Annotated in this window: 6 protein-coding genes; all 6 read left to right on the forward strand. The window is 39.8% G+C overall.

What is annotated here, in order from left to right; translation table 11 throughout:
* Positions 1-62: 62 nt before the first annotated feature.
* The 6 genes from AC1DYB_RS00160 (at position 63) to AC1DYB_RS00185 (ending at position 13,433) form a co-directional block, all read left to right on the forward strand.
* Complete coding sequence (locus AC1DYB_RS00160) at positions 63-2,717, forward strand: family 78 glycoside hydrolase catalytic domain (RefSeq protein WP_477431371.1); 2,655 nt, start codon at positions 63-65, stop codon at positions 2,715-2,717.
* Between the two features lie 757 nt (positions 2,718-3,474).
* Complete coding sequence (locus AC1DYB_RS00165) at positions 3,475-6,468, forward strand: SusC/RagA family TonB-linked outer membrane protein (protein WP_477431373.1); 2,994 nt, start codon at positions 3,475-3,477, stop codon at positions 6,466-6,468.
* Positions 6,469-6,504: 36 nt separating this feature from the next.
* A complete protein-coding gene (locus AC1DYB_RS00170) occupies positions 6,505-8,007 on the forward strand; it encodes a RagB/SusD family nutrient uptake outer membrane protein (protein WP_477431375.1) in 1,503 nt (500 codons plus the stop codon).
* 11 nt (positions 8,008-8,018) lie between these two features.
* Positions 8,019-9,131 (forward strand): discoidin domain-containing protein, encoded by a 1,113-nt coding sequence (locus AC1DYB_RS00175; RefSeq protein WP_477391409.1) that lies wholly within the window; start codon positions 8,019-8,021, stop codon positions 9,129-9,131.
* Positions 9,132-9,134: 3 nt separating this feature from the next.
* Positions 9,135-10,262, forward strand: coding sequence for a DUF5007 domain-containing protein (locus AC1DYB_RS00180; RefSeq protein WP_477431377.1), 1,128 nt, complete (start codon positions 9,135-9,137; stop codon positions 10,260-10,262).
* 21 nt (positions 10,263-10,283) lie between these two features.
* On the forward strand, positions 10,284-13,433 hold the full coding sequence (locus tag AC1DYB_RS00185; RefSeq protein ID WP_477431379.1) for a SusC/RagA family TonB-linked outer membrane protein: 3,150 nt from the start codon (positions 10,284-10,286) through the stop codon (positions 13,431-13,433).
* Positions 13,434-13,440: the final 7 nt, after the last annotated feature.

Here is a 13,440-nt window from a genome sequence, read left to right on the forward strand (position 1 = left end):
TTTTAAATTATAGATGCCCTAAAGGCATTACAAGTATAACCAGTAAACACATTGATAAATTTATGAGGATCCTGCTTTCAATCCTATGCTTTTTCTCTGTATGCAAAATTGCTACAGCACAGGTTACCGTGATAAACCTTCTGACAGAAAATTTAAAAGAACCAACCAATATTGATAGTCCCAGCCCTCGTTTTAGCTGGCAAGTATCTGAAAAGAGTGGCAAACCTGTTCTGCAGCAGGCTTATGAAATTGAGGTAGATTCAACGGATGTTACAGGCGCTAAGGTTTTGCGTATGTGGACAAGCGGCAAGGTGCTGTCTGCACAATCCTTATACGTGCCTTACAAAGGTGGCTTGTTGAAATCAGCACGAAAATATTTCTGGAAGGTTAGGGTATGGGATAGTTATGGGAAAACTTCAGCGTGGAGCCAGCTATCCTTTTGGAAAATGACCCTTTTATCGCCGGCAGACTGGCAGGCAAAATGGATTGGCACCAGCGAAAAGGACGTGTTTAATGGTCCGGCGCCTTTACTCAGAACAAATTTTTCATTGGACAAAAGCGTACTTACCGCTACAGCTTATATCACATCCCGCGGATTTTATGAAGCAAAAATAAATGGGCATAAAGTAGGCAACGCTTTTCTTACGCCGGGCTGGACAAGCTACAACAAAAGATTACAGTACCAGGCTTATGATGTTACAGACCTTTTAAAGGGTGGGGAAAATACAATAGGCGTTACATTAGGAAGTGGCTGGTACAGAAGTCCTCTGGGGCCATATAATCCAAGACCGGATTTTTACGGTAAAGATTTGGCGCTTTTGCTGCAAATAAAAATAACTTATAGCGATGGTTCTGAAAAGCTCATTGTTTCTGATGAGAATTGGAAGTCGTCAACAGGAGCGCTGAGATTTGCTGAAATCTATGACGGCTGCATCGTTGATACAAGGCGGGAGCAACAGGGCTGGTTAACAAGCAGTTTTAATGATGCAGGCTGGCAGCCGGTAAAAGTGCTGTCGTTGCCTAAAAATAATCTTGTAGCAACTTATAATGAGCCGGTAACTAAACATGAAACTTTTAAACCCGTTAAAATTTTAGTAACCCCCAAAGGTGAAAAAATAATCGACTTTGGGCAAAACCTGGTAGGCTGGGTAAGCGTATCAGCAAAGGGCAAGGCAGGGGATTCCATTAAAATATCACATGCCGAGGTGCTGGATAAGGCCGGTAATTTTTACACCGAAAATTTGCGGTCGGCAAAGGCACAGAATATTTATATTTTAAAAGATACCGCCAAACATGTTTTTGAGCCCCAGTTTACCTGGCAGGGTTTCAGATATATTAAAGTAGAAGGTGTTAAGGGCGAGCTAAATCCGGCTGATTTTACTGCTGTAACTATATATTCAAATATGAGGGGCACGGGCAGTTTTTCCTGCTCAAACCCATTGCTTAACCAATTACAGCATAACATACAATGGGGGCAAAAAGGAAATTTCCTGGATGTGCCTACAGATTGCCCGCAGCGCGACGAGCGACTGGGCTGGACCGGTGATGCGCAGGTATTCTCGCACACTGCCGCATTTAATATGGATGTTCATAACTTCTTCAGTAAATGGCTTAAAGATGTAGCCGCTGATCAGTATGCCAGCGGTAGTATTCCTTATATAATCCCTGATGTTTTTACCAATGGCAATAACGAAGTTGGAGGAAGTTCTGGCTGGGGCGATGTATCTACTATTGTACCATGGAACATGTATCTCGCTTATGGTGATAGTCAAATTTTAGAAAATCAGTTTGCAAGCATGAAGGCATGGGTGGGTTTTATACAAAAACAAACCACGAACAACCTATGGGTATCGGGCAATCATTTTGGTGACTGGTTGTTTTATAGCGTAAACGACGACAGGGACGGAGCTTCGGCAATCACCAATAAATATCTCATAGCGCAATGTTTCTATGCGCATTCAACTCAAATTTTGATTAACTGTGCCAAAATTCTCAACAAAAAAGCGGATGAGCAATATTACACTCAATTATTGCAAAAGATCAAGAGCGCTTTTATAAAGGAATATGTAACACCAAACGGATTAATATCATCTGATACGCAAACGGCCTACGTATTGGCGCTGGAGTTTGATATGCTGCCCGTAAACTTAAGGCAACAGGCTGCCGAACGGCTGGTTAAAAATATAAAGCAATACAACTATCACCTCACAACAGGTTTTTTGGGTACCCCGTACCTTTGTGATGCCTTGAGTAGGTTTGGCCATACTGATGTGGCTTATAAGCTGTTATTGCAGGATACCTATCCATCATGGCTATACCCTATAAAGGCGGGTGCTACAACCATTTGGGAAAGATGGGATGGCATTAAAACTGATGGCAGTTTTGAAGAATCATCCATGAACTCTTACAATCATTATGCCTATGGCGCCATTGGCGATTGGATGTATCAAAATATAGCGGGTATCCAGGCTGCCGAACCGGGGTATAAAAAAATAACTATTAAGCCGGCCATAGGAGGAGGGCTACAATGGGCCGAAGGCAGCTACGATTGTAGTTATGGCACTATCCACAGCAAGTGGACGATAGACGGTGACAAACTGGATATGGTAGTTACAATCCCTCAAAATACAACAGCAGATGTGTTTGTGCCAGATGCTCATGGTAAAACTTATAAAAAGTTTTCGGTTAAAGGCGGCAACTACCATTTTCAAAGGTAAATACCCGCGCTAGAAGCATTAATTATTCCTTTCACCATAAAATACGATAGCACAGCATAGCCGGTTTTGGTTATGCCTGTGCTGTAAGTGAAAAGCAAGATGATGCGATTACAAAATGCTCGTCTATGCTTTACCTTAAACCTGTACTGTTATTAAAAGTAGATTTTCCGATTCCCATTCAGTTTTGTACGCAGAACTGAATGGGATATAATGTCTTATAAAATATAAGATTGCTCCTGCATCACTGTAATTAATCGATAAATACAGTGATTTTAATATTATTATATCTGAAAATAATAAAAATACTACAAATCGTATCAACTTTTCGTCAAAACATATCAACTTAACATAAGCATAAGCATTATATTGGTTTTTAATCTACTTTTATTTCACAATTATAATAATGCAAATCATCTGTTATTCAGGGTGATTTGTTTGATAACCAAAGTATAACCACACCTATGAAAATTAAAAAGCCTAAAGCTATGGCCTATGCTGCTATGCGCCATTATTATTTGCCCGGAGAACGGCAATCCCCCCAAAACAGTTTCACTGATTTAGTTTGTTTATGACAAACCCTTAAAAATGAATTCCTGCTTGTTTATTAATTAAATTAAAACCTATGATCACAAACTTTACTCAACATCACCCTTTTTGGAAAATGCTTCACATGCTTAATAAATAGCATGCTGTCTTCGTGAAAGTATAATTCTTTCCAACTCAATTTTTATTTCATTAATCAAATTATCCATTAATTATGCGATACTTATGGCTGTGCTTTGTGGTTTTTACCGCAATTACTACAAATGCACTTACTTGTTTAGCTAAAGGTAATAGGGGAGAGAGGGGCAAAATCAACTATGTTGTTTTTAATAAAGATACTACTGTTCGTCGTGATACAACAGTAAAAGATTCTTTATTAAGGGATAGTGCCAATTTTATAAAAAAGCACACTATCTACAATTCTTTAGCTGATAGCGTTACTAAAAAACCTTTCGAACTATCCTTATTCCCTGCAGCTTCATTACAACAACTTTTAAAAGGGCAATTTGCCGGTTTATATGTACAGGAGCCATCTGGCGAGCCTGGTACCGTGCAAAATATGTTTATCAGGGGCGCGCCTATGCCTTTGCTATCTGCCAGGGATGTTTACCAATCGCAGCCTCTTGTGGTATTGGATGGTATTCCGTTAGTAACAGAACATCCTTTTGCATTTGATATACAGCAATATGATTTTAACAGGATAGGACCTGCTACCAACATATTTGCGGGTATTGATATGAACAATATTGCTTCGGTAGAGGTATTGAAGGATTTGGCTGCAAGCGCAGTTTATGGTCCGCGGGCTGTAAATGGCGTTATTGTTTTAACCTCAAAAACGCCGGGTGCATCAAGGAGTATAACCTTTGATTCCTATATTGGATTAGCGCAGCGCCCGCATGTAACTACTATAAACGGTAAGTACGAAAATGCTTTCAGGCAACGGTTTTATGATCTGTATACTACCAATGGCCGGTATTCTGATGATGAAAATTACCCTATCTACTTAAGCGATTCATTAAACAATGTGTACAGCGGAAAAGCTGACTGGAGCGACCTCTATTACCGTAATGCTTTAGTTTACGGCATTAACTTCGGTATCTCCGGGGGAACAGACAGGGCAAATTTTCGCTTTTCTTTGGGCAATATCAAGAATGATGGCGTTGCTGATGGCGTAGGACTAAATCGTTACAGCGCCATGTTTAACATCAATATGAAGCCGGTAAAATGGCTCATGTTTTCAACAATGGTAAATGCTAACCGGTTAGATAGAACCCGGAATAAAAACTTGCGGGACAGGTTTGCGCAGATCAATTACTTTCCTGATCTGAGTGCCCCTTTACCGCCCAATAAAGATTATTATGCCAATTATCTAACCCAATACAATAAAGGGTTTGATAATAACAAAACCAACATCATTGATGGTTATGCCAGGGTTGGTATCCAGTTTGGCAAATTCAATTTCAGCACCACATTTGGTGTTGATTATAATGAAGGTTATCGTGATGTTTTTTACGCACGTACGCTTTTACAGGGGAATAGTTATGCATCAAACTACTTTGGCTTTAGTCAAAGGTTAATGTTGGATAATAAAGCAACGTATGCTTTCAAATTAAACGAAGTAAATGATTTTCATTTTGAAGTTGGGCAATCAACCCAATGGAATACCTATAAATATAGTAACGCGTATGCTTATAAAGGCGTAAATGATTTCATTAAGATAAACCTGTTAAATTCAGATCCTAAAGATCCTAATTATTTAACTCCGGTTGCTTTTCCGCGCGAGTTAACCTATCGCTTCCTTGATAAAACCCGGGATAACCTGGTATCGTTTTATGCAAAGGCCGATTATACATTCAAAGAGAAATATCTGTTATCGGCCACATTACGCGCCGATGGTTCTTCAAACGCTCAGCCAACCAGCAGATGGTTTTATTCGCCGGTAATTTCTGCCGCATGGAATGTTAAAAAAGAGCTACTGAAAGATAATACAACCATTAATGATCTGTTGTTGCGTGCAAGCGTTGGGCGGTTGGGGCGTTTAAATGCGTATGATAATTATGCACAAGGGCCACAGTATACCGCATCGGTAGGGTATACTGGTAATTTAACTGTACCCGGTTATAATGCATTTGGTGTATTAACAAGGCCTTATTTAACCGGATGGGTAGGCTACGGTATTCCATGGTCATACTCAGATCAGCTTAACCTGGGTTTAGATGCCGGTTTGCTCAAAAATCGTTTACACCTTTCAATTGATTGGTATAAAAAAGAAGAAAAGAACCAGCTTATTGGCATCCCTGCCTATGCCGAATACGGTTATACCCAATCTATTGAAAGTGGTATGGCTGTAAATAACAGTGGTATTGATGTTTCCATAACGGCTAATGTGATCAATCATAAAAACTTTGGCTGGACATCATCTTTAAACCTAAACCACAACACTAATAAATTAAAAGCCTTGCCAAGGGGACTAAATGAAATTATAGTTGGCGACAAACTTTTAAAAGTAGGCCATCCTGTTGATCAATATTGGCTTTTAGTAAATGATGGCATTTACACATCAAACAGCCAGATACCTGTTGTAAACGGGCAGCCGCTTAAATATAACGGGATTCCTTTACAGGCCGGCGACCCTAAATGGCGGGATTTGAATGGCGATAATGTTATTGATAATAACGATAAGGTATTAACAGGGCATTCATTGCCCAAAATGTCGGGTGGTTTTGATAATAATTTCAGATACGGCAACTGGAACTTAAACCTGAATCTATATTTCAATCTTGGCCGCGACCTGATTAACCAGGAAATGGCTAACAGATTTGATTTTATTAACAGGGAAGGGAACAGTGATGTTAACTCTGTTAAGGAGATCACTTATTGGGAAAAACGGGGAGATTATAGTAAATATCCATTGTATAACCCATGGAGTACGGTAATTCCATACCGTGTTGATCAGAATCTGTTTCTTGAAAATGCCTCTTTCCTGAAATTAAGAACGGTTTCAGTAGGATACGATCTTACCAAAGCGCTGCATAAGAGAAATATTAGTATAACCCGGTTTTATGTGTATGCATCAGTAAATAATGTATTTACCATAACTCCTTATACAGGTCAGGATCCTGAACTGGTAAACTATAATGGTTATGACACTGGCTACGGACTGCCGATACCCAGAACCTACACATTAGGGGTTAAAATGGAATTATAGTATGGAAAAACGTATCACAAAAACCTTATTACAAAAATGAAAAAGACATTATATATCACACTGCTGTTTTTTGCTGCCCTAACAGGTTGCAACAAAACATTGGATATAGATTCTGTTAGAGTGGTTGGTGAAAAAAACATGTGGAATAAGCTGGAAGATACACGCGCCGGCCTATTGGGTGTTTACGCACTTACACGCGCCGCTTTGTCTGATAACGACGGACACTGGCTATATGGCGATGTGCGCACAGGTGAATTTATCAGCCCAAACAGACCCGATCTTAAAGCTATTGCCGGCAACAAATTAAACGCATCGTATCCAACAATAGAAGCCCTGTCTGACTGGACCCGCTTTTATGCCATAGTTAATGCTGCAAATATTTTCCTGGAACGTGTTGGCGATGTAAAAGCTGCCGACAAACGTTACACAGAAAATAACATGATAGTTGATGTTGCACAGGCTCGTTTTTTAAGAGCTTTTGCATACTTCTACATGGTTAGGATATGGGGTGATGTGCCGTTTATTGTAACCTCACATGATGGCCAGTTTGAAAACAAACCCCGCGAAAGCCAGGCTAAAGTATTAGTTTGGGCACAGCAGGAAATGCTTAAAGCTGCTACAGACCTGCCGTTTATTTATAGCGGTGGAGATATCCAGCAACCTGGAAATTATTATAACGAAGACATTACCAGGTGGGGAGGAGCTTTAGTAACAAAAAATTCGGCCTATGCTGTACTTGCTCATTTAGCAGCCTGGCAGGGTAATTACACAGATGTTGCTACCTATACCAAATTTGTTGAGGACAACTATGGTAAAAGCAATATTGGATATCAAAGCACAGAAGACCTTACCAAATCAAACGGATTCTTTTTTAATAAAAATACCAGCCAGATGTTTGGTTTTAACTCTGATTGGGGGCATATTGATGGTTCCGGAACGGGCCATATAGAAGAGTTAACCTTAGCTGAGCCTGTTTTAAACAAAAAGGTTCCGGATATCTACATGCCAAAGGACTCGATCATAAAGATATTTAATCAACCCAATGATGAGCGCTTTAGTATAGATACGCTTGGGCGGCCCCGGTCCGAAAGATATTTCACCAATATTAATGGTAAGTACCCCATATTCAGTAAGATAAAAGTTATAATGGGTGGCACTACCGACCCTACCTTCAGATATTTTACCAGCGCGCTGATTTTTACGCGGCTTGAAGATGTTGTTTTATTACGTGCCGAAGCATTAGCTGTTTTGGGTGATCAAAACGGCGCTTTAAATGAAGTAATTAATGTAATGGTGCGCAGAGGGATAACCAGTTTTAGTATCAATAGCAATGAATTGATTGATCTGATATTTGAGGAGCGGCACCGCGAATTGTTGGGCGAAGGCCAACGGTGGTATGACCTGGTAAGATATAATAAGATCAAACAAAACAATCCTGCTTTTTTAGCCCTCATCAACTCCCAGGGTATTTACTGGCCGGTATCCCGCAAGCTTATTTCACAAAACAACTTATTAACTCAAAATCCATTTTGGAAGTAACCAGACCATATATGAAAAATTTAAAAAGATATATGAGTGCTTTAAAACTATCAATAGTTATAGCACTGTTCCTGTCTGCCTGCACAAAAAAAGATGGTGGATATCATAGTACCGTAACCAATAATCCACAGTTTACCGGTAACACCTATGAATATTTAAAAAGTAAACCGGGTGTGTATGACTCGCTACTTGCCGTAATTGACAGGATGGGCCTAAAGCAAACATTAATGGATAGCAATGTAACCTTGTTTGCGGTAACCAACCCAAGCTTTCAACTAGCCATTAACAACCTTAATACTTTAAGAAGGCAAGGTGATAAAGACCCGCTTTTTCTATCAAATATTGATGGTGTGCAGCTGGATACAATGGCAGCATACTATATCATGAGGGGAAGACGCACTACTGATTCATTAACATTACAGGATGGGCTCGATTTATCAAGCGTAAGATTTGGCTATCCTATGCACGGTAAAGTTACCAGGGCATCTTCATCCGGTTTGGTTGATGGAGGTCCGGAAGTGATCGAATTCAGTAATACCAAACGGAGCAAATTTATCCGGTTTTGGTCAACCACAACAACCGGTTCAAATAATATCATAACCAAAAATGGTGTAGTCCACGTGGTAAGCGCCGATCATATTTTTGGCTTTGATGAGTTTGTGCCCCGCCTCACATTTATTCCGCCGCCACCAAATTTAATATCAATAATAGGGGGTAAGCTATCTGTATTAAGAGATAATAATGGAGGTGCAGATAATGGCGAAGGATCTAAAAAGGTGATAGATGGCGACGATCACACTAAATTTTTGGCCGAGCTTCAGGGTAGGTTATGGATTCAGTTTGAACTGAATACACCGGCGGCATCTGGTGTGTACACGCTTACATCTGCAAATGACGCGCCCGAAAGAGATCCGCGTGCCTGGACCTATGAAGGCTCAAACGATGGAAAAACCTGGGTTGAACTGGATAGGCGCAGCAATTTCTTTTTTGAGGAAAGATACCAGACGAAAGTTTTCAGATGCCCTAATACGGCAGCTTATAAATTTTACCGGATTGATATTACCGAACTCAGGGATGGAGGTCTTTTCCAATTGGCTGAGTGGTCAATAAACAAAATTAAATAAGCCATGACACTTCAAAAATTTAATGCCATTAATCATAAACAGATGCGAACATATATCAAAAAAGAGTTTATTTTCTTCTTGTTTGCTATAGCTGCATTGAGCAGTTGTAAAAAGATATTCAATCTTCCGGATGAGAAAGACTATTTAAGTTCAAATATAAATTTCAGCAATAAAATATTTGAACCAATCATTGGTCGTACTACACTAATGGGGGGCTTTAATGGCGATAATTCAACACAGCCTATAAAGTTTGAAATTATTAATGCCAGGCTTGGCGATGGAAAACCCGTAACAGATCTTTTCCAGAAAAAATCAACCTACGTTTGGACAGCCCCTTATACCGGGCAGGAGAAAAGTATTGCCGAAATTGAGGCCAAGAGAAAGCTGGAAGAGCACCCGCTATTTGAAGTGCGCTCATCAGGCGAGTTCATTTTGTGGGCTTCTTCTACAAATGACCTGATCAAACCCCGGCCGACAGACAGCACCAATTTTCCGCAGGATACCCGTTTTTTTGATTTAAAGATCAGCAACAGTGGCGGTCATACCGTTATCAGGGATTTTCAAATACGCCCCTTCCGCGAGCGTCCTTATGAGCCCTCTGATGATTTTAATATTTATTCGGGCGGTCCTGCGCCTCATCCCAAAACACCTTATAATCCTTTAAGCCGGAATTATATAAGGCCTTTTTTAAACGGTGTTATTGGTGCAACTACCGATATTCCTCTTGAAAGCAATGACGATAAGAAGGATGTAATAGTTTATATCAGGCCCTTTACCGGGGGCACCGGCAATTCACTGCGATTTAAGTTTTTAAATAAAGATTCGGTAGAAATGAATCCTGCTTTATTTAATGAAACAGCCTGGGACAAAATTGTACACGGTTTTAATATCCAAAAAACAACAACCTATGTGCAGTATGATGTTGCCTATCCAATTCCATTAGTTGAAATACCTACCATATATGCACCGGGAGCTACCCGTGACCATGCCGAATTCAGGTATTCAAGAATTGGTTTTGGGGGTGCCCGGGTAGTGGCAAGCTTTGGGATAGATTTCGCCATATACAAAAAGGGAGACTGGGAAGTAGTGTTCCATTTTCTGAAAGATAACCCAAAATTCAAAGACGAATAATTGCATTTAAAAGCCAAAGTAATGAGAAAATATATACTATTTTACGTAGTGCTAATTGTTTGCATGATCTGTAATACAGATATTTATTCGCAAACAAAAAATATAACCGTTAGCGGTGTGGTATTGGATAAGCCTGAAAATAAAGTACTTTCAGGTGTAAATATATCTATCGACAAAAAGGGACTAACCCAAACAGATTTAAAAGGAAGGTTTTCGGTTACTGTACCAGAAAACTCCACAATTACATTTTCATTTATAGGGTTTGTTACCCAAAAGCTTAAGGTTACCGAAGCGCAAAAAGATTTAATAATAACATTAAGTGAAGATCATAAGGGGCTTAATGAAATTGTAATTGTTGCCTATCAAAACAGGAGCAAAGAAACCACAACCGGTGCAACAACCGTAATTACCAACAAAGATATTGCAGATATTCCTGTATCAAGCTTTGAGCAATTATTGCAAGGTAAAGTTGCGGGTTTAAATATCCAGAATAATACCGGTGCACCTGGTTTCAGGGGCTCGGTGCAGGTGCGTGGTTTATCAACGCTTAGTGTTAGCGGTAGCGGTAATGAGTCGTTTTTACAACCCACATCTCCTTTATACATTATTGATGGGGTGCCATTAGATGCGGATAAGGCTGCCGAATTTGGTTTTCAAACGCAGGGTCCCGGCGTTAGCCCTTTATCACTTATTCCCGTTGAAGATATCCAAAGTATCCAGATCATGAAGGATGCGCAGGCAACTTCATTGTATGGATCAAGAGGTGCATACGGTGTAATTATTATTACAACTAAACGTGGAAATTCAAAAGTGCCAAGGGTACGTTATACCGCTAACTTTTTTGTTAACGCCCCGCCAAAACTACGTGAAACATTGGGTGGCAATGACGAACGCCGGGCAAAAATTCAACAGATATTATCAAATGCCACCACTGTTGATGAATTAAGAAAAATAGGCCTAACAGGCTTCCTTGCTGATAGTTTAAATGCTTACTGGAATAATTCAACCAATTGGCAATCTATATTTTATGCTACTACCTATAACCAAAGCCATAACCTTGCTTTAGATGGAGGCGATCAAAAATTTAATTACAAGGCCAATGTTGGTTATTATTCAGAAAAAGGGGTAATAAAAAATACCGGGTTTGACAGGTATAACCTCAACATGAATATGGAGTTTAAACCCAATGATAAATTCCGGTTCTTCAGTTCGTTATTTGGTTCGGTAGGTAGCCAGGCTAAGGGTGATGGTCTCGGTTTATTACAGCAGGGTGTAGCAGCTAACGGGCAGGCATCAACATTGTTGCCGCCCCCGTCGTTCTACCTGTCATCAGATGGGGTTACATCGGCATTAAAAACGCAAAATAGTAACAGCTCAAGAAACATAAGGGCAAACGTAGATGGCCGTTATGAGTTTATACCGGGCCTTGCTTTATCATCAAGCATTAGCTATGATTATACTTCTGATGCCGAATCAACTTTTACGCCGGCTGCGGCCAATTCACAGTTTGCCCAGGTGTATGATTTTGTTGGCAGAAACTATACGCTGTATAACCGAAATGCTATTACCTACGCTAAAACTTTAGGCACCAATCATAATATATTTATTAATGCTTTTAATGAAATATATAAACAAGGAGGCCAAAGCGGTATCATCCGCCAGGAAAGATCACCTAATGATCAGCTCCAGGGCCCGGTTGGTTATGACTCCTATTATTCGCGCGGGGGTGGTGTGCTTTCAAATTATAAAAATGCTACCATAGCCTCATTTGCAGGAGCAATCAGTTATGATTTCCAGCGTAAGTATGTGCTTGAACTTTCATACCGGTTAGATGGTACATCATCAAACGGATTAGAGAATCCATACTCCAAAAATCCATCCATTGGGTTAAAGTGGAATTTCAATAAGGAAAACTGGTTTAAAGATTTGCCGTGGCTAACTTATGGCGACGTGAGGTTAACCTGGGGGCAAAACATTGTGCCAACGGGTAACTTGCAAAGCATTTATGGTGTATATAACCTAAACGGAAACTTCAACAATAATCCAACTATTGGTATTAATTATGATTTTATACCCAATCCTTCGTTAAAACCAACAACTACTACGCAATACAACCTTGGTTTTGATGTCGGGCTTTTTCAAAACAGATTGGATGTAAATTTCGATACCTATTTCAAGAAGGTTGACAATTTGTTATTTGACAGATATTTGGCTAATAGTACCGGCTTTAACAGGCGGGTTAGTAATGAGGTAGCAATAGCCGATTATGGTTACGAGCTAACGCTCACGATAAGGCCTGTTATTTCAAAAGATTTTAACTGGAGCATTTCATTAAACGGAGCCATTAACCGGGATGTTTTGCTGAAGCTTCCGGCCGAGTATAATGGACAGTACATAAAGTTTGATAATAATACGGACTATTTGCAGCATATTGTTTTTAGGGTAGGCCAAAATACGCTGTCAAATTATCTGCACATCAACCAGGGTGTATATTCTACAGATGCTGCTGTGCCGGTAGATCCTGTAACGGGAAAAAAATATCAGGCTAACGGCCTGCCATTTAAAGGAGGCGATCCTAATTTTAAAGATGTTAACGGCGATTATATCTTAGATGGCAAGGATTATGAGATAACCGGTAACTCTCAGCCTTTAGTTACAGGTGGTATTTCCACAAATATTGTCTACAAAAATTTCGGGCTTAATATTTATTCAACGTTCACAGCAAAAAGAACTATTTTAAATAACGCGCTTGCTGATCGTATGGCTATATCGCGTAATCCTTATGATCTGTTAGCAGTAGTTCCCTTAAATAATATGGATATCTGGAGGCAGCCCGGTGATCATTCGGTTTACCCTAATCCTTATTCTTTTTCAAGGTATAACCAGATACAACCATTGAGGCCAGATCAAACATTATGGGCCGAGGACGGCTCATACTTTAAAATCAATAACGTTACGTTTTCCTATTCCTTTGATCGTAAGCTTGTCAGAAAGATTGGTTTTAACAGTCTGCGGGTATATTTCTCAACCAATAACCTCACCACGTTTTCGGGATATAAAGGGCCAAATCCAGAGAACGTAACCACTTTGGGTCGTGATATTTCCAGTGGTTACCCGGTGCCGCGTACCTATAACATAGGTTTAAATATAGAACTCAACACAAGTAAATAAAACTTAA

This window comes from Mucilaginibacter sp. P2_A4 (assembly GCF_056405015.1).